Origin of the sequence: Algoriphagus sp. (assembly GCF_046296635.1) — a bacterium.
Taxonomy (GTDB): domain Bacteria; phylum Bacteroidota; class Bacteroidia; order Cytophagales; family Cyclobacteriaceae; genus Algoriphagus.
In genome coordinates, this window is record NZ_JBKBKZ010000005.1 from 73,505 (window position 1) to 96,601 (window position 23,097).

Below are 23,097 nucleotides of genomic sequence, written 5' to 3' on the forward strand. Positions count from 1 at the left end.
AAAGAAGCGAAGTAATATTTGAAAAGAAAACTTTAAATACAATTCTGAAACCCCTCTTTTTGAAAGTTTTTGTTCACTTGAGGAAAACAAATAAGCAAGTTTTTTCTTTTTTTTGCGCTCAGATCGATGAAACATTTCAGTGAAAATCCCAGCTCCAAGTTTCAGTGGCATTTAACCTTAACCAAACTCCATAAATATGATTATATCCACCACACCTTCCCTGGAAGGGTATCAAATAAATCAGTACCTCGGAATTGTTTCAGGAGAGACAATTATTGGTGCAAATATTTTTAAAGATTTCTTTGCTAGCATCACCGATATCGTAGGAGGACGGTCCTCGGCCTATGAGCAAGTACTTCGGGAAGCTAAAGCAACGGCCATATCAGAAATGGAAGCTCAAGCCAGACATTTTGGTGCGAATGCAATCGTGGGAATTGATTTGGATTACGAAACCATCAGAGATGGTATGCTGATGGTAACTGTCAGTGGCACTGCCGTAAAAACTACAAAACTTTAATTCAAAAAGACCTGAACTAATCAGGTCTTTTTGATTTGCTCCATTACTTTATTCAAATCTGTTTTTTTGCAGAAGTGATTATCTACAATCACGACAGGTGCAGACTTGCACATATCCATACATTTAGTTTTGAAAAATTTACAATGACCCTTTAGCGTACCTATTGTAGCCGCATCCTTCAATTCTTTGCTGATTTTTTTGGATCCTGCTTTTTTACAATCAGGTCCGGTGCATACAAATACCAATTTTCGATTATATCGCATCACATTCCTGAAATAGCCTGCATCATCAATCCTGTCAAATACGCTCCATAAGTACCAACTGCATAACCCAACACTGCTAAAAGTACCCCAACTGGAGCTAGTGAGGGATCAAAGGCTGATGCCACAATCGGCGCAGATGCCGCTCCGCCCACATTGGCTTGAGAACCTACCGCTACATAGAAAAAAGGCGCTTTAATTAAGTAAGCTACTATCGACATAATCAGTATATGAAACATCATCCAGATGATCCCGATCAAGAAGAATATTGGATTGTCTAATATCGCCCCAAGATCCATCTGCATACCAATAGTCGCCACCAACACATAAAGAAGAACACTGCCCATACGCGAGGCTCCTGCTCCTTCGAGATTTCTTGCTCTGGTAAATGAAAGAAGTAAACCAGCTGTAGTAGCTATGACTACAATCCAAAAGAAGGCAGAATTGAGAGAATATTGATTGAGCTCCGGGTAATTAGTGTCAAACCAAGGAGCGAGAAAATCGGCACAAAGGTGAGAAAAGCCCGTGACTCCAAAACCAAATCCCAAGATTAACATGGTTTCTCCCAGACTTGGGATTTTCATGATACCTTCTCGATGTTTGGCAATCCGATCCCTCAATTCATAAATCGCCGAAGTATCTGACTTAAGAAATTTATCCAGTTTTTCCGGTTTGGCAGCCCAATACAGTAAAAAGGCCATCCAAAGATTGGCAACCAAAACATCCACTGCGATCATCTGTCCAAACAAGGTAGGGCTCGCACCAAAAACTTCCAACATAGCTGTCTGATTGGCTCCACCACCGATCCAACTTCCGGATATTGTAGATAACCCACGCCAGATCTCATCAGGTCCTGTGCCGGTGTAAATGTCCGGAAAGATAAATCCAACTGTCAATAAGGCTAATGGACCTCCCAGCATAATCCCAACAGTACCCGCCAGAAACATGGTCAGAGCCTTTGGTCCAAGACGAAGAATCCCCTTAAGATCAATACTTAGTGTGAACAGAACCAAAGATGCAGGTAGTAGATATCTTGAGGCTACTTTATATAAAGCTGAAGATTCTCCTGAAATCAAACCTACCGAATTAAATACTGCGGGAATGAAATAACAAAGCAGCACTGTTGGGATGTAAGTATAAAACTTTACCCAAATGGAATTTTTACTTGCAGATGTGGCAAATACAAAAGCAAGGGTTGCCATGAGCAAACCAAAAACTACTGCGTCATTACTGATCAAAGGGCCACTTTCTTCCATTCCGGGAATTTTCTTTTAGAGTGCAACTATACAACCAAATGCCCAAAAAGACCAATCCTCATCCCTTAGTGGAAAGAAAAACCTGAATCAATTCATTTAATATCATTGCCGTGGCTCCCCACACAACCTCTCCGTCAATTGCAAAATAAGGCGTGTCCAGACTCAAATTTTGACTAAGTCTCAAAATCTTCTGCTTTCGAATCTCCGGCTTGAACAAATTGGGCAATTCAGCCTGAATAATTCTTGAAACTTCTTTTTCCTCAGCAAGAAATTCCGGACGCTCTTCCAGAAAACCAACCACTGGACTCACTAAAAAATTGCTGGTAGGAATATAAAGATCACTCAGATTTCCTAAAATCTTAACTTGAGTTCTATCTATTCCGACTTCTTCTTCCGCCTCTCTGAGTGCTGTTTGGATGATGTTTTCATCGTTGATTTCCATTTTCCCACCAGGCAAGGCTACTTGTCCGCTATGGTAACCAGCATACTCAGGACGTTTGATCAAAGGGAAAAACGTACTATCCCGATCCGGATAAAACAAAATCAGTACGCCACTTTTTCGATGATTTTCTGGTAAAACACGATCAAAGCGTCTCATATCAACAGGCATGGGAGACATGTTCATTTGAGCAGGTTTCCCGGGAAGAGGTGCTTTGAGGGCTAATTCAAGCCTCCGAATCACATGTTCGAAATTCATCTTAGGTAAGATCCACAGTCTTAAGTTTGAAGTTCAAATAGGATTCTTGCTGATATTCTTTTACCACCTTATTCATTTTGAACTGACTAAATGTATGATTCTCCAGATCGATTAACCAAATGATCGGTCTGAACCCCTCCTCCTCCTGAAAAAACCCAAATACTAAAAATTCCGCCGAATTCAACCAAATTCCCTCTTCAAACGAACCTGAAGGACCCATAAAAAGTAATCGCTCTTTCATGCCATCCGAACGGTACCAGATGACTTCAGAGTCAGGATTCAAATATGGTCGATCTAGACTTTCCTGCGCCTCTACCTTATAGGAATAAATGTCAATAGTACCGTTTCCTTCAGGATGGGGAAGCTGGTATGGAAAAAGCGGATCACCAGGCAGAATAGGGTTCCTCTCTGGCATTTCCATTGGATCAATTGAATCTGTCATCACCAATTCAAAATCTGCTGCATCAAAACCTCCCAAGTGAACAGCCCAGTGCTTTTGCCAGGAAGATTTCTGTGCCAAACCAAGGTTAATCTGATTCTGCATGACTTCTAGTTTTTCAACATTTGGTTTTAGCTCATTTGAAATCTCGCTCTTAGTAGAATCGGAAGATTCACAGGCTGTCATTATGATGAATCCAACCAATACAAGGAAGTAATAAAGTTTACCGAAATCGTTCATAGTGCAAAAATTGAAATTTGAAGCTAAGTGAAGAGATCGAAAAATCAAATGGATTTGTAAAATGTAAAACGAAAGTAAGCTCTACACTCAAAGAAATCACCCACCTGGAAACAGAAAATCGGCTTAAAACAAATCAAAAAAGGCCCGAATAACATCCGGGCCTTTTCCTGCTCTCAAACCTATTAAACCTATTGTAGATATTCAATGTATGAATACCTGCGAAAAGTATAAAATGTTTTCATTCTCTCCAAACAATCGATTGCGAAAAATTTTCAAAATTTTCTTCGGCCACTTATTCTTTCTTATAAATCACAGAAAATCAAGTGTTTTTTAATTTTTATTAGTAAGAAAAATCCGAAAAAAAATTAATCTTTCTACTCACTACAGTTTAACTATGTCAGATCGAGCGTTACCTATCGCCAAAAAACTCCACGAAGCTTATCTCAACTATATCGAGAAATTCCATACCTATACTCGACTTGCACCAATTCATTTTGCGCAGCGAAACTGGCAAGCCACCCAACTCAATCATAGACAGCGACTCAGACTTTATAAGGATATCCTGTTCGGATTGACAAAAACATTTCAGGATACGCTAGGATCTGAATCATCCAATCGGGGTATCTGGACTTTAATAAAAAAAGAATATCACCAAATGATCATTGATCGACCAGATGCGGAACTGGCAGAGACTTTTTTCAACTCAATTTTCAGAAAAACTTTTCCAAATAATCCACTCGATGAGGAGCTGATGTATGTCAGTGAAGGATATAATTCCTACACACTTAGCGAAAATTCAAATCTTTTGAACAGCTATTCTGCATCAATTGGCTTAGAGCAGATCATTAGGAAGATTCTGGAAGATTATGATTTTGGAGCAGAATTCATGGACAAGGAAAAAGATGTGGAATTCTTGGTTGAAGGAGTCAAGAAAGTAATCTTGACCCGTTATCAAGTGGAAGTAGGAACTAAAACGCAGCTCTTGAAACCAGTCTTCTATCGAAACAAAGCTGCTTATTTGATCGGAAGAACTTTCGTCGGAAATAAATGGATGCCTTTTATTATTCCCTTCATGCATGGACCAAAAGGAATCTATGTAGACACTTTGATCTTTGACCCTAACCTGATGAGTCATCTATTTAGCTTTACCCGTTCCTACTTCATGGTACAAGTGGAAGTACCATCACAAATTATTGGTTTTTTGAGATCGGTTATTCCTCACAAAAAAATTCATGAACTCTACAATGCCATTGGCTTCAATAAACATGGAAAGACACTCTTTTATCGGGATTTCCTGAAGCACCTTGAAAATAGTTCGGATGAATTTGTAGTAGCTCCTGGAATTAAGGGAATGGTGATGACTGTATTCACTCTTCCTTCGCTAAATATTGTTTTCAAATTGATCAAAGATCATTTTGAACCGCCAAAAAATATGACTAGGCAAGAAGTTCGGGAAAAATACAAATTGGTTTCCCTTCATGATCGAGTCGGCAGAATGGCAGATACTCATGAATTTGAATATTTCAAAATTCCTCTATCCCGAATAAGTTCTGACTTGATAAAGGAACTCAAAAATACCACCAATTCACTTTTGCAGATCAACGGAAATAATTTAATCATCAAGCACCTCTACACTGAGCGAAAGATGATTCCACTAAATATTTTTCTGGAAAGCTGCACTGTTGAAGAAGGTATGCGGGCTGTAGAAGATTACGGTAGAGCCATCTTACAATTGGCACAAGCAAATATTTTCCCCGGAGATATGATGACCAAAAACTTTGGACTGACAAGGCAAAAGCGGGTCATTTTTTATGATTATGATGAAATTGAGTTTTTGGGAGACATGAATTTTCGGGAAAAACCTAAGCCCGAAAACTTTGAGCAAATCTACGCGCCGGAACCATGGTATGAGATCAAAAAGAATGATGTCTTTCCTGAAGATTTCAGGAGGTGGATGATAGGTAGAACTGATCTAAAGCCACATTTTCTGGAATATCATAAGGAATTGTTCGATCCAAATTATTGGAGTTCAATACAAAAAAGGATTCAAAATGGAGAGTTAATTCATGCTTTCCCCTATCCAGAAGAGATCCGATTTCGACCGGAAGAACAAGTCTAAAAAAACAAAGTTTCATTCTTTGCAGGACAAAACTTATTTTTGTGAATTGGGGTTAGTTCTTTCACTACCCTCAACCTATGATTTCAGAAGTTCAATTGCCTCTCTCTATTTCCATTCGCACCAAAAGAATCGTACTCCAAACCCCGGAGGATGATGACAGACCAGTTTATCTATCCGGCAATTTTAATGAATGGGCGACTCAAGATTTTCGTTTTAAGATGAAAAAAATTGAGCATGGCAAGTATGAATTTCATTTTCCTGAAGGACCTGAATTCGAAGGTGAATTAGTTTATAAATTCACGAAGGGGGACTGGTCGGAAGTAGAAATAGATCGATATGGTAATCGGACTCCTAACCGTCAATGGAATGACGACAAGCCAGTCAAATTTGAAAAAGTGTTCAAATGGCGTAAAAACTGGCTTCCCTATCGCCCTTCACAGCTACCACAGATTCAATTGATTTCGGAAGAATTTGAAATCCCTCAGCTGAATAAGACACGGAAAATCTGGGCTCTCCTACCGCATGATTATAGTACCAGCGACGAACATTATCCTGTGTTGTATTTGCATGATGCGCAGAATCTTTTCAATGAAAATGCACAGTATGGAAACTGGCAAATCGATAAAAAACTTGCCGTAATGTCCGACTATGGTATCGGGAAAATTATTGTCATTGCCGTGGAGCATGGCGAAAAGGAGCGGTTGATCGAGTATAATGTGGGTAAAACACTCTTGGGTAAAGGAAATGGAAAGCAATACATTCGATTTATTACGGATACACTCAAACCATTTGTAGACAAAACATTTCGAACTAAAACCGAAAGGGAATTCACCGGAATGGGTGGTAGTTCGATGGGAGGCCTATTGAGTGTTTTTTCAGGTTTGATTTATCCCGAGGTCTTTGGGAAACTTATGGTTTTTTCTCCTTCGCTTTGGGTTCTTCCTAAAATCAAACTCGGATTTCTGGATTTTTTCGAACCTCAAGAAACACGAATTTACCTCTACGCCGGAGGCGATGAAAGTGAGACCATGGTCAATCACGTAACCAAACTCAGAAATCGGCTATTGAAACGTGAAAGTCTGAAAGGTAAAATGAAAGTTCACCTCTCGATCAACGAACTGGGTAAACACAATGAATCCTATTGGAGCGACGAGTTCCCTAAAGCTATAGAATGGCTGTTTTTCAATAACAAACCGGAGTAATATCCAAAATCATCTTTTATGCAATTCAAAACAAATCCCAAGACCTTCTCTACATTAGCCTTGAGAATAATCCCAGTATTCGAGGAAAATACAGCCGAAATTCTCACATCCAAACTTGGATTTTCAGGGATCCCTAGCTCAATTTTTTCAGGAAAAAAAGACACTTCCTATACCCTGGAACTGGAAGGCCAAGTGATACTTTTGGTTGGACTAGGCACGAACCCAGAGTACAAAACCATCGAAAATTCCTTCCGAAGAATACTCTCCAAAAATTCATCTTTGGTAGAAAAATTGGTATCGATTGACTTTGATGATAATTTTTCAGCAGACCAAATTGAAGCCGCTTTAGTGGGATTTCAGCTTGGATCGTATTCCATTGGTTTTTACAAAAAAGAAAAACCAAAAGACTACTCCAAACTAAAAGTAGAAATCATCACTGTAATTGATAAATCTAAATCACTTACTGATCGAGCAGAAAAAATCGCTTCTGCAAAAATTGAAGCATTCAAATTGGTAGATCTTCCTCCAAATAAAATCACTCCCGAATATTTGGGTGATTGGGCCAAAAATCTCGGAAAGAAATCGAAACTAGATGTAAAAGTTTTTGATGTCAAAAAAGCCAAATCAGAAGGATTGGAGGCATTTTTGGCCGTGGGCAGAGGTTCTGCAAAAGATCCTAAGTTCATCATAATCGAGTACCGACACCCCAAAGCGAAATTTCACCTTGGACTGGTAGGCAAAGGTGTGACTTTCGACACAGGAGGACTCAATATTAAAACTCAGGGTATGCATCATATGAAATCTGACATGGGTGGTGGTGCTGCTGTTTTAGCTACAACTCAACTCATTGCAGAGCTTGAAGTGCACGTGAATCTTACCGCGATTGTACCGGCAGTGGAAAACACCATTGACAAAGAATCATTTCTTCCGTCTGAAATCATTGGAAGCCACGCGGGTTTGTCCATTGAAGTGATAGATACCGATGCTGAAGGGCGATTGATATTGGCTGACGGACTTTCTTATTTGATCAAAAATTACAAAACAGATCAAGTCATTGATTTGGCAACTTTGACGGGAAGTTCTATTGGAACTTTTGGCTTCGAGTGTGCCGCTCTTTTTTGCAATGACGGAAACCTTTCCCATGGCTTGCAGCTTGCAGGAGAGGAAGTGGGAGAAAAATCCTGGCCTCTTCCCTTATGGGAGAATTATGGCAAGGAGATGGAATCTGAAATTGCAGACATCAAAAACTTCCACGGAAAACCTTTCGCAGGAGCGATCACCGCAGCAAAATTTGTTCAGGCTTTTACCCACAATCACCCGGCATGGGCACATTTGGATATTGCCGGAGTTGCTTTTGGAGATGGAGAATTTTCCAAGACAAAGACCGGAACAGCATACGGTGTTAGCCTTCTACTTCGATATATTGAGAACCAACTTTAAAAATTATCCGACAAGTCAGAGATTTGTCGGATTTTTTTTATTTTTTGAGGGTTAAATCATCCAATCATGACGACTTCAAAAACTTTTCTCTGTATCTCCAATTATTTTAAAGGCAACGCATTTTTAATTGCACTAAAGAAGCAAGGAAACAAAGTTTTGCTAGTCACCACTGAACAACTTAAAAATAAACCATGGGCATTTGAATACATCGATGAGATTTTCTACATGCCAGGCCAAGATTTGGATTGGGATATGGATTTACTTCTTAAGGGTGTCTGTGGCCTCATGAAAGACCATAAAATTGAAGCAATCATCGCATTGGATGATTATGATGTTGAGAAGGCAGCTTTCCTTCGGGAAAATCTTCGAATTCCAGGAATGGGTCTAACGACGGGACGCTATTTCAGAGATAAACTCGCCATGCGTATGCGGGCAAAAGATGCGGGAATCCGAGTTCCCTCTTTTTCTCCCTTGTTCAACAATGATGAGATTAATCATTTTGCTGATTCGGTTGAAGCTCCGTGGGTCTTGAAACCTAGATCAGAGGCTTCTGCTCACGGTATCATTAAAGTCCACAACAAAGAAGACCTTTGGAAGAAAATCCATGAATTGGGCGAGAATAGAGTTTATTACCTTGTAGAGCAATTCAAACCGGGGGATGTCTACCACGCAGATGGACTTCAACTTGAAGGAAATACTCTGTTCCTGACTGTTTCACGCTATTTGGCCACACCCATGGAAATCTCCCAAGGAGGTGGAATTTTTCGCTCTGCAAACATTAAATACGGCTCTGAAGAGGAGAAAGAAATTAAGAAAGTAAATGAGGCCATTATGAAAGCCTTTGGCTTGAAAAATGGAACCTCACATACCGAATTCATCAAAAGTAAAGAGGACGGTCAAATTTACTTTTTGGAAACCGCATCGCGTGTTGGGGGAGCACATTTGGCAGAAATGGTCGAAGCTGCAACCGGAGTCAATCTATGGGAAGAGTGGGCAAAAATCGAAGACGCCGTCGCCAAAGGCGAAAAGTATGTTTTGCCTCAGGTTTCCAAAAACTATGCTGGTATTGTTCTGACGCTATCCAAATATCAGCATCCCGATTTAGGTGGATTTGATGATCCAGAAGTTTGCTTCCGTGTTCCATTGGATTACCACGCAGGATTGATTGTAAAATCGCCTAAACAGGAACGAGTAATGAGTTTGCTTGATAATTATGCAGAGCGATTTGCTAAAGATCTGTCGACAAGTGCTGAGGCACCTGAGGTGAAGAAATTTCATTGATTTTTTAACTATCAATAGGCAGATGTTAAAAATATTGACAAATAATGTCATGAATCAAAGAATATTAAATCATAAAAATCTAAACCATTACCTTTATAATAAAAAATGGAACAACTAGCCTTTCCTTTATTATTTGAGCCAACAGTAATGGAAAGGATGGAAAATTTTCCATTAATGAGGTATATGGGAAGTAAATACAAGTTGGTTCCTTGGCTTCATGAAACCTTTAGTGAGTTAGAATTCAATTCCGCCTTAGATGCTTTTTCTGGATCTGGAGTAGTATCATACCTTCTAAAATCCATGGGAAAAGAGGTGCACTCCAATGATTTTTTAACATTTTCGGCAACGATAACAAAAGCTTTAATAGAAAATAACTCCATTCTGATTGAAAAAAGTGATATCGAATTCCTGATGGATTTGGAAGTGGAATCAGATAATTTTATAGAGACTACATTTGAAAATGTTTTCTTTTCTAAGAATGAATTAATCTTTCTAGATAAAATTAGTCGAAATATTTCAGAGTTATCATCTCCGTACAAAAAGGCCTTAGCCTTGACCGCTTTATTTAGATCGTGTTTGAAAAAGCAACCAAGAGGTGTATTTACAATATCTGGAAATCTAGAAAAATATGACGATGGAAGGAGAGATTTGAAATTATCACTGAAAGAGCATTTTTTAGAGCAAACGAAACTTAACAACCAGGTTGTTTTTGATAATTCTAAAATGAATGTTTCTTACAATGAAAATATTTTTGAATTAAAAAAACCTAATTTAAATCCAGATTTGGTTTATTTCGATCCACCTTACGTGCCACCATCAGATGATAATTGCTACATAAAAAGATATCATTTCCTAGAAGGGCTTTCAAAATATTGGCATGGTGAAAAAATAATGGAAGAAACCAAAGTGAAAAAAATTCAGAAAAAATTCACTCCCTTTTCCTATAAAAAAACAGCTATTCATGCATTTGAAACCTTGTTTGATCAATTTTCTGACAGTACTTTAGTCTTATCCTATTCCTCAAATGCATTTCCGGATTTAGATAGTCTAGTGTCTTTAATGAAAAATGAAAAATCACATGTTGAAATAAAATCTAAACCTCATAGATACAATTTTGGTAATCATGCCACTGCATTACGATCAAACGTGATGGAATATTTAATAATTGGTCGAGATTAAAAAATGATTAGACATAAACAAACCAAAAGCCAGTTAATTGAAAGTTTAGGAGAAGTCAAAAGTGATTGGAAAGATGATTTTTCTGTGCACTTTCTAAAAATAATAGCTGGTATTGATTTCAATTATAATGTCTCTGAAATTCACCTTATTCAGATACTCCAAAAAGATTTTGATGCTGGAATTACTTTTTTTAGGTTAGTTCTAGAACAATCAAAAGATGAGTTTACGGAAACCTTAAAAGCACTATTTTTTAATTCACAAATTGGTTGTGGGAAAAATGGCTTCATTTCAAATCCAAATGAATACATCAGAATTTTAAAGGAATATGGACTGATCGATGCAATAAACATGTTGATTTCCCGTGATTATACCTGGAAAGAGGTGATTCAAGAAAGACTCAAAATGGGACGGGGGAGTGCCATCAAAGGTCAAAAAAGAGGCAAAAATCTTGAAGACTTTGTAGAGTCTTTTGTCTCTCAAGTATTTGAAAATTATGAAATCCGAAAAAGTTTTAGGGGAGCAAAAGGCTTGACCACTGCAAAAGCAGATTTTTGTATTCCATCTACTCAAAATCCAAGTATTGTAATTGAAGTAAAAGCCTATTGAGCTACAGGAAGTAAACAAAGCGATGTAATAGGTGACGTTCAAAAAATCATTTCAGAAAAGAGAAGTGATACTTACTTTTTCCTAGTCACAGATGGGATTACCTGGAAGGCGAGAATGCGGGATTTTGAAAGATTGATCGAATTTCAGAATTATGGAGATATCTACAGAATCTATACTCAAAAAATGAATAGAGAACTTCTGAACGATCTGATTCAAATAAAAACAGAGTTGAACCTGTGACGCTTTATTTTGCTTGCTAAAAAAGCATTATCCATATTTCTCCTCAATCCCCAGCCCAAAGAGCGCAAAGTCATATTTCACAGGATCAAGCGGATCGAATTCCCTGAGCTTTTGTGTCAGTTCCAATGCTGTAAGCCAATCGGTTTGCTTTCTTGTGATCAATCCAAGCTTCCGCCCTACCCGATCCACATGAAGGTCGCATGGACAAATCAATTGTGAGGGTGAGATTCGCTTCCAAAGACCGAAATCTACACCGCTATCATCCGATCGCACCATCCACCGGAGATACATATTAATTCGCTTGCAAGCGGCTTTTCGAGCCGGAGTGGCAATGTGTTTTTTGGTTCGGTTTGGAGCGTCTTCCAAACTAAAAAAGACTTGATGAAATTGTGTTAGGATAGACTCCATTGCATCCGCCTGATTGGTCTGACCTTTTAAAAAAGCCTCTTCCAAACTTTCATTATTTCTGTAAAACCAAGTCAGAAAGTGAATAAAATACAAGGTATCGATGTCATTGAAAGTCCGATGTTTGAAACTCAAAAAAGAACTCAAATCACTTTCCTGGTGATTCAATAAAAAATCATGAGGTGCATGATCCATTAATTGAAATAGTTCCAGGCATTTATTGATGATTGTCTTCCGCTGTCCCCAGGCTAGAATAGCTGCAAAAAATCCTGAGATCTCAATATCCTCTTTTTTCGAAAATCGATGCGGAATGGAAATCGGATCGTTAGGTATAAAGTCGGGTTGATTGTATTGCTCGACCTTTTGATCTAAAAACTCCTTCAAACTCCGCATCAAAGTTCCACCTTTACTTCACCACCTTGGGTTCCATCAAACCACTTGAAGGAAAGCTCATTTTCTGTTTTTTCGGAAACGTGCCAATCAAAGCTTTTGATTGTGGTCAATGATCGAAGTGCATCTCGGTCTGGATCATAGAGACAAATATCAAAATCAGGCATGTCTTTGGATTCAAGTGAATTCCACTTTTCTAGAATGAAACCTTCTTCCAACACCCTGACCTTATTTCCAAATACATAATCCTGTAGCACTGAAGGCACTCCATCCTTTCTTCTAAGCTTAAATCCGGCTGGTCCAAACATAATTTGCATATGTACTTTAGCTTCCAACAAATCATTGGAATGATCCATGGGTTTCCACTCAGATTCCTTTAAAACAATTGTTTTACCCTCTGGTCTGAGACGAGTCAAAAGAAAAGAAAGCTTGGAGAACAGAAAAGTAAAGCCAATGAAAAGCAGTCCAAAACTCGCCAAAATCGGATAACTGATTATGAAAATAGCATTCCAGATAAAACGGAACGTATGGTGAAAGAAAAGCTGGACTTTGTTCATTTCAGTGTACTCACAAGGCAAAGGTACTCTCACCTTACTACAATGACAAAGAATTCTCAAAACGCACGCAACGAAAAAGCCGACTTTCGTCGGCTTTTTAAGATTGTCTACTTAGGAGTATCTAATACAAAACTTCTACAGGGAATCGCTGGTTCACGGCTCTAAGTTGATCATATGCTGCCTGCGAGAGCTTAATAACCAATTTGGAATTATCACCGGTTTCTGGAAGTTTGCCCACAACTCTTGCGAATATGGTTATATCGTTCTCTTCATTTTTGACTCGCATGATGCTCCCAACAGGAGCCTTGCGGTGCAATACAAGGTATTTTTTATGTCCTCCGGTGCCTTCAATTAATTCAGCTTGACCTGTTTCCTTAATATTTCTGAATCCGCCTGATGTATTTTCAGGTGTTGGTTCTGTATTCATTCCGGCAGTGGTGGCAGCTACGTTAGGTGTGCCGATGACCGGAACTTTGGCTGGTCCTTCACCTGCTCTGCCTACTTTAATTACCTGACCCGAACGGAGATTATTTGAGGTCAACCCATTCCATTTGATCAATTCTTCTACGCTGGATTCATATTGAGTAGAGATTGAAAAAAGCGTTTCTCCTGCTTTCACAGTGTGGGAAATCCATTCTCCGGGTGTAATTGGAGTTGAACTTACAGTTGCGTTTGTTGATGGATTAGGGGTGGCAATTACTTCAGGCTGGGTGTTTTTAGGAGTAAACAACTCTGATTTTTTTTCAGCTACTTTCGGTTCTGGTTTTGGCTGAGCCTCTACAACCTCACGCTTGGGAGTTGCAGCAGGTGTGACAGGGGTAGTGGTGGCAACAACTGGTGCAGGACTTGTAATTGGAGCCTGAGGGGAAGTCTCTTTAATTATGAGCGCCTGACCTACACTTAGATCATTTCCCAGCAACTTATTCCACTGCTTTAATGAATCTACCGTAACGTTATACTTTTTGGATATGGAAAATAAGGTCTCGCCAGCACCTACTTTATGCATTGTCGTTCCTTCAGCAAGGTCATTTTTTGCGATATAAGGAACTCGTATTGTCTGACCGATCTTTAAACCTTGTTTTAATGATTCATTTGAATTTTGAATTTCTCCTACTGGAACTTGATATCTCCTCGAAATAGCAAAAAGTGTTTCCTGCGGGCTGACTTGATGCAAAATATAGGTTTTATCACCAACTCGCTCCACTCCTACCGAGTCACCGGCAGTCATTTCCGCAGCCTCAGACCAAGTGAATGAAAAAAACAAAACAAGAATAAAGGCGCTTATGAATTTGGGTTTGATGATCATAGTAATAAAAACGTTTCTGGTTGAAAGGAATCAATTCTTAAGTTTGCAAGAATTATGCTAGAATTGTCAGATTAAGGCTATTTAAACTCTTTAATCCTGAAAGATTGAAAACCTCAAGACTTCTAAAGTAATCTTAAATAAAAAACTGGCGTATTGATCCTTTGATCCTTATCTTTTCCATAAAATAAAAATTCAAAATGCGACTTCGCTATTTCTTCTTTTTGTTATTCTGCTCATTCTCTCTTTCGCTTCAAGCTCAAGAAAAGAAGGAAAAGGTATACACGTTCAAAATAGATAAGGACATTGATCCAGCGATGAACCGCCGGGTAAAACTTGCTTTGGAGGATGCAGTGAATCAGAAAGCGACGCTCATTGTAATCGAAATGGACACCTATGGAGGAGCAGTAAATGATGCAGATGATATACGGACGATGGTTTTAGAATCAGAAATTCCAATCTATGTATTCATCAATAAGGACGCCGCCTCAGCTGGAGCTTTGATTTCAATCGCCTGTGATAGCATTTACATGGCTCCGGGTGGAAGTATCGGAGCAGCTACAGTTGTCAGTGGAGGTGATGGTGCAGCAGCTCCTGACAAATACCAATCCTACATGCGGTCGATGATGAGAAGCACGGCAGAGGCAACTGGTCGCAATCCGAGAATTGCTGAAGGAATGGTGGACGAAAAAATTGAAATAGAAGGAATTTCTCAGGCAGGTTCTGTGATCACACTTTCAGTTTCAGAGGCAATCAAATATGGGTTTTGCGAAGGAGAATACAAATCTCTTACAGCCATTTTAGAAGCTCAAAATCTTGGAGGCGCAGAAATAGTTGCCTATGAAGAAGACTTTGTTGATAAAGTTATTTCCTTCTTTTTAAGTCCTGCCATCAGCGGAGTCTTGATCCTGATTATCATCGGAGGGATCTATTTCGAGCTTCAGACGCCGGGAATAGGATTTCCTATTTTAGCAGCAATTGTGGCCACCCTACTTTATTTTATTCCCTATTACCTCAATGGCCTCGCTGAAAATTGGGAAATATTGATCTTCATTATCGGAATAGCCCTCCTTGCAGTAGAGCTTTTTGTGATACCTGGATTTGGAATTTTCGGAGTTTTAGGTGTGATATTTATTCTTGGAGGTTTAGTACTTGGCATGCTGCCCAACCAAAATTTCAACTTCGATTTTGTTCCTGCTTCACAACTATTTGGTGCCTTGTTGACAGTAATCCTGGCAGCCTTAGCCTCTGTGGGATTAGTTTTCTGGCTTACGCCAAAAGTCAATCAATGGGGTGCTTTTAGTACTATTACCTTAGCTAGCACTCAAGAGCGGGAAGATGGATATACCTCAAGCTTCTATGCAGGAACACTTTTGGGAAAAGAAGGAATCGTCCATTCAAGACTCAGACCTAGCGGTCGAATTGAAATCGAAGGCGAGATTTACGATGCTATTTCGAGAGGAGATTTTATAGAACAAGGTGAAAAAGTGATCGTCATTTCCACAGAAGGCACTTCGCTTAAAGTGAAAAAACTGGAGGCTTAATCGATAGATAATTTCGCTAAGTTTGCGGCATGAACCCATTTCAGTCGATCTATGAGGCCATTGGTGAGGATCAAATCAAAAAGCTTGTTAGCTATTTCTATGAGGAAGTAGCGAAGAATCAAGCGTTAAGAAAACTCTATCCGGAAGATCTCAGACCAGCCGAAAGAAGGCTTTTCCTTTTTTTAGTCCAAGTTTTTGGAGGTCCTCAGACTTATTTTGAAGAAAGAGGCTATCCTAGACTAAGAATGAGGCATTTAGATTGGATGATCAATCCAAGCATGCGGGATCATTGGCTGAATGCTATGCTTACCTCACTTGACAAGGTTAACTTGGAGCAAAATGCCAAAGAACTGATGATGGATTATTTTATTAAGACGGCCAATCACATGATCAATCATGAATAACTTTTTGCCTCGACTTCACTCCGCTTATGCGGCAATAACATTTTTCATGACCTTTTTGGTAATATTTCCTTTTATGCTGATTTGCATTTGGATTCCGGGATGGGAAAAATATGGGCGAAAAATCAATCAATACTGGGCCAAAATCTTCTTTACGCTGATTTTCATACCTTTAAAAATTGAAATTCGGGGAAATTTTAAAAAGAACAAACCACATATCTTTTTGGCAAATCACTTCAGTTATTTGGATGTAGCTATGATGGGATTCGTGCCTGGAGATGTGCTATTCATAGGAAAAGCATCCATTCGAAAAGTCCCTCTTTTTGGCTATTATTTCAAAAAACTTCACATCGCTGTAGACAGAGATCGTTTGAGAAGTCGTGCAGAAACCATGCGTAGAGCAGGAGAAGCGCTGGAAAGGGGAAGTGGAATAGTTCTTTTTCCCGAGGGTGGGATTTACACAAAAAGTCCCCCAAAGATGATTCCTTTCAAAAATGGTGCTTTCCGCCTAGCCATGGAGAAACAAATCCCCATCATCCCTGTCACATTATCCTTTAATCATCTAATTTTACCTGATGATAGTCGGCTTTTGCTCCACAGGCGATCGGCTAAAATGGTCCTTCATGAGGCATTGAATCCCAAGGATTTTGAAACAGACGATCAATTAAAAGACGCTTGTTTCACAACGATTCAAAATCAGTTAGACCTCGACAATCAACGCTCTAAACATTAGAATGTCCTTAAAATGAAAATAGACAAAGACTCCATCAAGAAAATCGCTCATTTGGCGAGATTGGAATTTGATGAAAATTCAGCTGAAAAAATGAGCAAAGACATGTCTCAAATTCTCGATTGGGTGGAGCAACTTAATGAACTGGACACGAGCAACGTGGAACCACTCACTACCATGTCAACAGAGGTTAATGACATGCGAGAAGACAAAGCAGGTCAGCACCTTGATCACGAAGCTGCCTTAAAAAATGCTCCCAAGACCGATACAGATTACTTTAGGGTTCCCAAGGTCCTAGAATAGGCATGCTGAAAAACACTTCCATTTCTAATTCATTTGCAATAATCTCAGCAGTACTGCTCCTAGTTACGGGAGTTTTTTTTGCGATCTATTCGATTATCTCAGGATCTCCCTATTATCCCAATATCATCCCTGCTGCATTCTTAGATTCCATTGCAATAACTTTGGATTGGGTTAATCTTGGCACCCTCTCCTTCCCTATTCAGGTTGATAATTTTTTGGTTTTCCAAGAATTTCAATCGCTGCCTCCGGGGTTTACCTTAACAGAAAGTTACCTTTTCGGTGGAATAGTTTTTTTGGTTGCAATCTCCGCCTTAGCGTTGTTTAGTACTTTCAAAAAAATACCTTTTCTCCTCTTCGGAGCAACTTGGATCATTTTACTGACACTCACCAATTCAAACGGTCTAAACATCGGTTCACCAAGTTCCAATACCCCACTGATTATTTTGATTATTGGGACCATTTTACCGGTAATCTATTTTCATGTTTGGAAACCAACTATTGGTTTTGGTTTACGCTGGTTAGTAATATTCCTTACTTCAGGCTTGGCGATTTTTGCTTTGATCAAACTTAGCCCAATTGCAAATCCACAGCTATATCTCGCCGAGCAGAGTTTGATAATTGGCCTTGGTATGGCAATAGCTTGGATTTTTTGGCAAGGTCACGGTGTACTTTCTGGAATTTATCTTCTCCTGACCAGAGCCAATCAGAATGTAAGCATGAAGATCTCTTGGCAGATACTGGGGATATCAGCGCTATATATATTGACTTTGATTTTTCTTCTCTTGGATTTAAAAGGAGAGGCAAATATTCCTTTTCCCACCTTTTCCCCACTGTTTTTAATCCTTCCGATAGGAGTTTTTGGATGGATTTCAACTAGGGAAAAACTAATCCAAGTTCCTGAAATAGCCGGACCACCGATTATTCTCAATGCACTATACTTGTTTGGTTTTGGGATTTCCTTTTGGGTGATTTGGAAACTTGATATATCAGGAAATCAAGCCGCAGAGGAGTTTTTGAAGCATCTGATTGTTTACTCTCAGTTTGGTTTTTCGCTGTTTTTTGTGGTGTATATTCTGAGTAATTTTTTGTCAGTGATGGATTCAGGGAAGGCAGTTGATAAGATACTATTCAAGCCTTATTCGCTGCCCTATTATCATCTTCGGATTGGGGGAATGATCACCATTTTGGTAGTCACGATTTATATGGATGCAGTACTCGCTCCTCAGGCCAATTCGATGACTACCAACATTCTGGGTGACTATTATTACCAAACCAGCCAAAAGCTGGAAGCGAGCATTTTATATGAAAATGCCTGGGCTTCATTTCGAAAAAACAGAAAAGCAAAAAATGCTACTGCTCAGCTATTATTTGATCTCAATCAGCCGACATTAGCCAAACAACACTTAGATCAAAGTTTTTCAGAAGCCCCTCAAGTCGATAATATCATTCTTCACAGTGCAAGAATGATTCGTGAAAATAGACCTTTAGAGGCAGTTTATTACCTCGAAAATGGACTTCGAAGATTTCCTGAAAATGCATTTCTAATCAATAATCTTGCACTTGTATACGTGCAAATCCGAAAGCCTGAGGAAGCACTTGCAATTCTTTCCAACAATAAATCCACTGATCCTATTCTAGCTTCCAACTTGATTGCTTTACAGAGCAAACTTAAAAAAGATCAAGTGGAAATTGAATCAGACAAAAAGGTAATCACATCAATCAACCAATTAGCTAGCAATAATTTAGGCGAAATAGCGACGCCACCTCAAGAATTGGAAAAGCTGAGAACGGCTTTGGTTACCGAATCCTTACCCATGCTATTGAATGCTGGAATCCGGAATCTTTTTTCAGTAAAAAGTTATGCAAACACTCAGGAAGACTTGATTTGGTTAGACTCCATGAGTAATCAGCCGGAAATGCTTGATTATCTCATGCAGTTGCAAGAGACTGCTTCGATCCGAAGTCTTGCTGCTGGAAGAGTAACTGAGTTTGTAAAAAATTTGAATGGTCTCGCCTTCCGGAATCCCGGAGATGCCGGATATTACCTCAATCTTACGACGGGAATTTTGGCCCAAAATCTTGATTTTGAACAAGCTTCAAGAGACCTTATTGTGGCCGAGGAAAAAGGGTTTAAAGCCTTCAAACCTTATCATATTTCCATCTTGAGGTTAGGAGGATTTGAGGAAAAAGCCATTGAATTCGAGGCTAAGTTTCTTCCGGTAAGTCAACCTGCTTCAGATGAGTTTTTGATTTTACTTTCCAAGTTCAATCAATCTATTCCTGACAAACTCTTTGATCAATGGAAATCAATCGCTGATGAAGATTTGAAAACCACCTTAGCACTTTTGCTACTCGAACGAAAAGCACATGGTTTGACAAAATTTCAATTGAATGAATTAGGCAATTTCCTCAAAGGAAAGGTGGAAAATGAAGATAAACTTGCCGTTTTTCTTCAAAAGCCAGATTGGTCAAACCAGGAATCTTTGCTCGCATTTACCCAATTTCTGCAGGTTGGAGATGAATTAAATGCCAATCCATACAAAACGCCATTGATTCTGAGTGCTGCTGATCGATTAGAAGATCCATTGGATCAATATGAATTACTGAATACAGCTACTGAATTCAATAAGGATCCCATGCTTTGGATTCGAAAAGTTCAGGCTGCAAAGCGAATCGGTTTGGACAATTACGCCACCGCTGCACTTGAAGAAATGAACAAATGGTTGACTTGGGACGAAATAGAATTCCTTCGCGGAACTAACTATTAACCTTTTTTCACGTATTTTGACACAAAAGTATTTCGAACATAAAGCACTAAACCACTATCTTAAGCAAAATTTTCCACCATGAGCAGAGTCATCGAAACCCACCAAATCAATAAGACCTATAAAATGGGTTCAGAAATTATTGAAGCCCTCAAATCTATCAGCATTACTATCGATCATGGAGAATATGTGGCCTTCATGGGTCCTTCCGGATCAGGAAAATCTACTTTGATGAATATTATCGGTTGTTTGGACTCCCCAACCTCAGGTACTTATATTCTTGCCGGTAGAGATGTCAGTGACATGAGTGAAAATGAACTTGCCGATATAAGAAATAAAGAAATTGGATTTGTGTTCCAGACGTTCAACTTACTTCCAAGAGCAAGTTGTTTGGATAATGTTGCCCTTCCATTAGTATATGCAGGCTTTAGCAGATCTGATCGTGAGGAGTTAGCCTTTCAGGCACTTTCCAATGTGGGATTAGGAGATCGAACCAAGCATCGTCCTAATGAACTCTCTGGAGGTCAGCGTCAGCGAGTAGCCATTGCCAGAGCTTTGGTGAATAACCCGAGTATCATCCTTGCCGATGAACCAACTGGTAACTTGGACTCCAAAACTTCTTATGGCATAATGGAGCTTTTTCATGAACTACACGCAAGTGGAAATACCATCATCATGGTGACGCACGAAGATGACATTGCCCACTATGCGCATCGAATAATTCGACTCCGAGACGGATTAGTAGAAACTGACCAAATCAATCCCAACCCTACCCGAGCAGCTTTATTGCATGTTTGATTTACCGATTAATTTAAAAGAGATTCTTATTTTTGCCACTGAACGAACAGAGGCTGAATGAAAATTTATACAAAGACCGGAGATCAGGGAATAACATCACTTCTAGGAGGCGTGAGAGTTCCAAAATCCGACTTAAGAATTGATGCTTACGGGACGATAGACGAATTGAATTCCTACTTGGGATTACTCAGAGATCAAAAAGTAAACTCAATGAGATCAGATTTTTTAAAAGAAATCCAAGATCGATTATTTACCATAGGGGCTGATTTAGCTACCGTACCCGGGAAGGATAAAGTTAAAAAACCAGACCTACACGCAGAAGATGTCCAATCACTGGAAAATGAAATGGACATGATGGATGCACAACTTCCCATGCTCACTGCCTTCATCCTTCCAGGCGGCCATCAATCTGTTTCATTTTGTCATCTGGCAAGAACAGTCTGCCGGCGAAGTGAACGTATCGTAGTAGAGCTTGCTTCGCTCGAGCCAGTTTCAGAATTGGTGATTCAATACCTGAATAGACTATCAGACTATCTTTTTGTGTTGGGAAGAAAGATGGCCCAAGAACTTGAAATAGAAGAGGTGACCTGGAAGCCAAGATTATAATAAGCGTTAAGTTTTTGGTAAATTGTCCATCCAAAGATCATGTGAATCATTCGATTCAATCCATTAAAGTAAAATACTCTCAATTTATTTTGCCCAAAACAGAAAGTGTATGAAGACCTCTCTAGCAATCCCGGTTCATAAAATAGCAAAGTCAAAACTTCCTGAAACAGACTTTTCAAACCTTGTGTTTGGTAAAACTATTTCGGACCACATGTTTGTAGCAGATTACATTGACGGTGAATGGACGGATTTGCGAATCGAGCCTTATGGCCCCTTAGATCTTCATCCAGCCAATGCAGCACTTCATTATGGTCAATCGATATTTGAAGGCATGAAAGCCTACAAAAATGAAAGTGGTGAAATCTTGGTATTCAGAGGAGATGCCAATGCCAAAAGGATGAATGAATCGGCAGTCCGAATGTGTATGCCTGAAATTCCTGAGGAAATCTTTATGGAGGGATTGCTCCAGCTTTTGGATTTGGACAGAAACTGGGTACCCGCAGGAAAAGGTGCAAGCTTATACATCCGACCCTACATGTTTGCTATGGATAACTACATTGGCGTAAAACCATCAGACACTTACAAATTCATCATTTTTACATGTCCTGTGGGGTCCTACTACAGCAAACCAGTCAGTGTAAAAGTTGAAACAGAATTTACTAGGGCTACTGAAGGAGGAACCGGTGCAGCTAAAACTGCCGGTAATTACGCTGCTTCCCTTTTTCCAGCGCTTCAAGCTCAACGGGCAGGATACGATCAGCTGCTTTGGACCGACGGGAAGTCCCATAGCAAAATTGAGGAAAGTGGGACGATGAACGTCATGTTTGATATCAATGGAACTTTGGTGACCGCTCCAATCAACACTGGCACCATTCTGAAAGGAATCACCAGAGATTCAGTTATTCAATTGGCAAAGGATTGGGGGAAACCACTGGAAGAACGATTCCTGACAGTTTCTGAGCTTCAAAACGCATTGGAAAATGGATCTCTTAGAGAAGCCTTTGGCACTGGCACTGCAGCTACTATCGCTCATATTGCCAAGATCAATGTAAACGGTCAGGATTATCTTTTGCCCGAAAAAGGGCCAGATGCTTTTTCTAATAAGGTACTCAATGAACTTGATGGTATTAAATACGGAACCATCCCGGACAGCAGAGGCTGGATCGTTAAAGTTTAAACAAAAACGAGAAGTTTCCTTCTCGTTTTTGCTATTTTCAACTAAAAATCGAATATGTCGCTGGCGACTAAAGAAGGAGTACCCCGATACATGAACCAAGGAATAACGCTTTTACTTTTCTTTTCCTTTGCTTTTGGTGCCAATGCCCAATCCAAGGATTTTCTATTGATTAAAAGAGGAGGAAATCAAAAATCTCAAATCAGGTTTTATCCTGGTGAGGATATTACCTACAAGAGTAAAAAGCTTGGTTATTTTGTCACAGACCGGATCGAGAGCTTGGATACAGATTACATTTATTTGACGGAAAATATCCTGAGCCCCTCAGATATTTTGGAGGTGGATATTCGAAATAAAGACCAAAGGAATAGGACATTACGGAATCTAACGGCTCTTTTTCTTGGAGCTGGCGGAATTCTAATGACTGTGGAGGCAGTAAACAGCCTCTATCAACAAGGGCAACTCCAAATTGATGGAGGGGTCGCCATCACTTCCGGGATATTAATCGGTACAGGTCTGGCACTGATGACTTTGCGCTACAAAACATTCGAAAACACCACAGGATACGGTATTCAGATCATCATATTGACAATCGAATAATCAGAGTTTACTGGCAAAAGCAAATATTATTTCAGACTTTTGCAT

At 39.4% G+C, this 23,097-nt stretch carries 23 protein-coding genes; 16 read left to right on the forward strand and 7 right to left on the reverse strand.

Annotation, left to right across the window (positions count from 1 at the left end; genetic code table 11):
- Positions 1-196: 196 nt before the first annotated feature.
- The gene (locus ACK4HU_RS05545; protein WP_409804084.1) at positions 197-517 is read left to right on the forward strand and encodes a YbjQ family protein; all 321 of its coding nucleotides are present in this window, start codon (positions 197-199) and stop codon (positions 515-517) included.
- A 20-nt stretch (positions 518-537) separates the two neighbouring features.
- Here ACK4HU_RS05545 and ACK4HU_RS05550 read toward each other — a convergent pair whose 3' ends face one another.
- The 4 genes from ACK4HU_RS05550 to ACK4HU_RS05565 are packed head-to-tail and all read right to left on the reverse strand — an operon-like array spanning position 538 to position 3,409.
- Entirely contained in the window at positions 538-780 is a 243-nt protein-coding gene (locus ACK4HU_RS05550) for a (2Fe-2S) ferredoxin domain-containing protein (RefSeq protein ID WP_409804085.1), read from the reverse strand.
- Positions 780-2,033 carry a DUF819 domain-containing protein gene (locus ACK4HU_RS05555; protein ID WP_409804087.1) on the reverse strand — a complete coding sequence of 418 codons (1,254 nt, stop codon included), beginning with the start codon at positions 2,031-2,033 and terminating at the stop codon, positions 780-782. The genes ACK4HU_RS05550 and ACK4HU_RS05555 overlap by 1 nt, the downstream gene beginning before the upstream one ends.
- A gap of 58 nt (positions 2,034-2,091) precedes the next feature.
- Positions 2,092-2,730: an NUDIX hydrolase gene (locus tag ACK4HU_RS05560; RefSeq protein ID WP_409804089.1), complete on the reverse strand. Its 639-nt coding sequence runs from the start codon at positions 2,728-2,730 to the stop codon at positions 2,092-2,094.
- A 1-nt stretch (position 2,731) separates the two neighbouring features.
- The gene (locus ACK4HU_RS05565; protein WP_409804092.1) at positions 2,732-3,409 is read right to left on the reverse strand and encodes a bifunctional isocitrate dehydrogenase kinase/phosphatase; all 678 of its coding nucleotides are present in this window, start codon (positions 3,407-3,409) and stop codon (positions 2,732-2,734) included.
- A gap of 394 nt (positions 3,410-3,803) precedes the next feature.
- Here ACK4HU_RS05565 and aceK point away from each other — a divergent pair, with 394 nt between their 5' ends.
- The 6 genes from aceK to ACK4HU_RS05595 all read left to right on the forward strand — a co-directional run bounded on the left by aceK (position 3,804) and on the right by ACK4HU_RS05595 (position 11,236).
- Positions 3,804-5,528, forward strand: a complete 1,725-nt coding sequence (gene aceK / locus ACK4HU_RS05570; protein WP_409804093.1) for a bifunctional isocitrate dehydrogenase kinase/phosphatase — start codon at positions 3,804-3,806, stop codon at positions 5,526-5,528.
- Positions 5,529-5,605: 77 nt separating this feature from the next.
- Complete coding sequence (locus tag ACK4HU_RS05575) at positions 5,606-6,730, forward strand: alpha/beta hydrolase (RefSeq protein ID WP_409804095.1); 1,125 nt, start codon at positions 5,606-5,608, stop codon at positions 6,728-6,730.
- An 18-nt stretch (positions 6,731-6,748) separates the two neighbouring features.
- Positions 6,749-8,170, forward strand: coding sequence for a leucyl aminopeptidase family protein (locus ACK4HU_RS05580; protein WP_409804097.1), 1,422 nt, complete (start codon positions 6,749-6,751; stop codon positions 8,168-8,170).
- Between the two features lie 66 nt (positions 8,171-8,236).
- Complete coding sequence (locus ACK4HU_RS05585; protein ID WP_409804099.1) at positions 8,237-9,451, forward strand: acetyl-CoA carboxylase biotin carboxylase subunit family protein; 1,215 nt, start codon at positions 8,237-8,239, stop codon at positions 9,449-9,451.
- Positions 9,452-9,556: 105 nt separating this feature from the next.
- Positions 9,557-10,630, forward strand: a complete 1,074-nt coding sequence (locus ACK4HU_RS05590; protein ID WP_409804100.1) for a DNA adenine methylase — start codon at positions 9,557-9,559, stop codon at positions 10,628-10,630.
- Positions 10,631-10,633: 3 nt separating this feature from the next.
- Positions 10,634-11,236, forward strand: coding sequence for a hypothetical protein (locus ACK4HU_RS05595; protein WP_409804102.1), 603 nt, complete (start codon positions 10,634-10,636; stop codon positions 11,234-11,236).
- A 267-nt stretch (positions 11,237-11,503) separates the two neighbouring features.
- Here ACK4HU_RS05595 and ACK4HU_RS05600 read toward each other — a convergent pair whose 3' ends face one another.
- From ACK4HU_RS05600 to ACK4HU_RS05610, 3 genes are all read right to left on the reverse strand, one after another.
- The gene (locus ACK4HU_RS05600) at positions 11,504-12,274 is read right to left on the reverse strand and encodes a TIGR02757 family protein (protein WP_409804104.1); all 771 of its coding nucleotides are present in this window, start codon (positions 12,272-12,274) and stop codon (positions 11,504-11,506) included.
- On the reverse strand, positions 12,274-12,828 hold the full coding sequence (locus ACK4HU_RS05605; RefSeq protein ID WP_409804107.1) for a hypothetical protein: 555 nt from the start codon (positions 12,826-12,828) through the stop codon (positions 12,274-12,276). The genes ACK4HU_RS05600 and ACK4HU_RS05605 overlap by 1 nt, the downstream gene beginning before the upstream one ends.
- 121 nt (positions 12,829-12,949) lie before the next feature.
- Entirely contained in the window at positions 12,950-14,134 is a 1,185-nt protein-coding gene (locus tag ACK4HU_RS05610; protein WP_409804109.1) for a LysM peptidoglycan-binding domain-containing protein, read from the reverse strand.
- Between the two features lie 197 nt (positions 14,135-14,331).
- Here ACK4HU_RS05610 and ACK4HU_RS05615 point away from each other — a divergent pair, with 197 nt between their 5' ends.
- The 9 genes from ACK4HU_RS05615 (at position 14,332) to ACK4HU_RS05655 (ending at position 23,052) form a co-directional block, all read left to right on the forward strand.
- Entirely contained in the window at positions 14,332-15,675 is a 1,344-nt protein-coding gene (locus ACK4HU_RS05615) for an NfeD family protein (protein ID WP_409804112.1), read from the forward strand.
- A gap of 29 nt (positions 15,676-15,704) precedes the next feature.
- Positions 15,705-16,079, forward strand: a complete 375-nt coding sequence (locus ACK4HU_RS05620) for a cyanoglobin (protein WP_409804114.1) — start codon at positions 15,705-15,707, stop codon at positions 16,077-16,079.
- Positions 16,072-16,809 carry a lysophospholipid acyltransferase family protein gene (locus ACK4HU_RS05625; RefSeq protein ID WP_409804115.1) on the forward strand — a complete coding sequence of 246 codons (738 nt, stop codon included), beginning with the start codon at positions 16,072-16,074 and terminating at the stop codon, positions 16,807-16,809. Before ACK4HU_RS05620 ends, ACK4HU_RS05625 begins: the two co-directional genes overlap by 8 nt.
- Before the next feature lie 12 nt (positions 16,810-16,821).
- Positions 16,822-17,109 carry an Asp-tRNA(Asn)/Glu-tRNA(Gln) amidotransferase subunit GatC gene (gene gatC / locus ACK4HU_RS05630; protein WP_409804118.1) on the forward strand — a complete coding sequence of 96 codons (288 nt, stop codon included), beginning with the start codon at positions 16,822-16,824 and terminating at the stop codon, positions 17,107-17,109.
- Between the two features lie 2 nt (positions 17,110-17,111).
- The gene (locus ACK4HU_RS05635; RefSeq protein WP_409804120.1) at positions 17,112-19,877 is read left to right on the forward strand and encodes a tetratricopeptide repeat protein; all 2,766 of its coding nucleotides are present in this window, start codon (positions 17,112-17,114) and stop codon (positions 19,875-19,877) included.
- 78 nt (positions 19,878-19,955) lie between these two features.
- On the forward strand, positions 19,956-20,672 hold the full coding sequence (locus ACK4HU_RS05640; RefSeq protein WP_409804123.1) for an ABC transporter ATP-binding protein: 717 nt from the start codon (positions 19,956-19,958) through the stop codon (positions 20,670-20,672).
- Positions 20,673-20,729: 57 nt separating this feature from the next.
- Positions 20,730-21,278, forward strand: a complete 549-nt coding sequence (locus ACK4HU_RS05645; protein ID WP_409804124.1) for a cob(I)yrinic acid a,c-diamide adenosyltransferase — start codon at positions 20,730-20,732, stop codon at positions 21,276-21,278.
- Positions 21,279-21,387: 109 nt separating this feature from the next.
- Positions 21,388-22,455, forward strand: coding sequence for a branched-chain amino acid aminotransferase (locus ACK4HU_RS05650; protein WP_409804126.1), 1,068 nt, complete (start codon positions 21,388-21,390; stop codon positions 22,453-22,455).
- Positions 22,456-22,509: 54 nt separating this feature from the next.
- Positions 22,510-23,052, forward strand: a complete 543-nt coding sequence (locus ACK4HU_RS05655) for a hypothetical protein (protein ID WP_409804128.1) — start codon at positions 22,510-22,512, stop codon at positions 23,050-23,052.
- Positions 23,053-23,097: the final 45 nt, after the last annotated feature.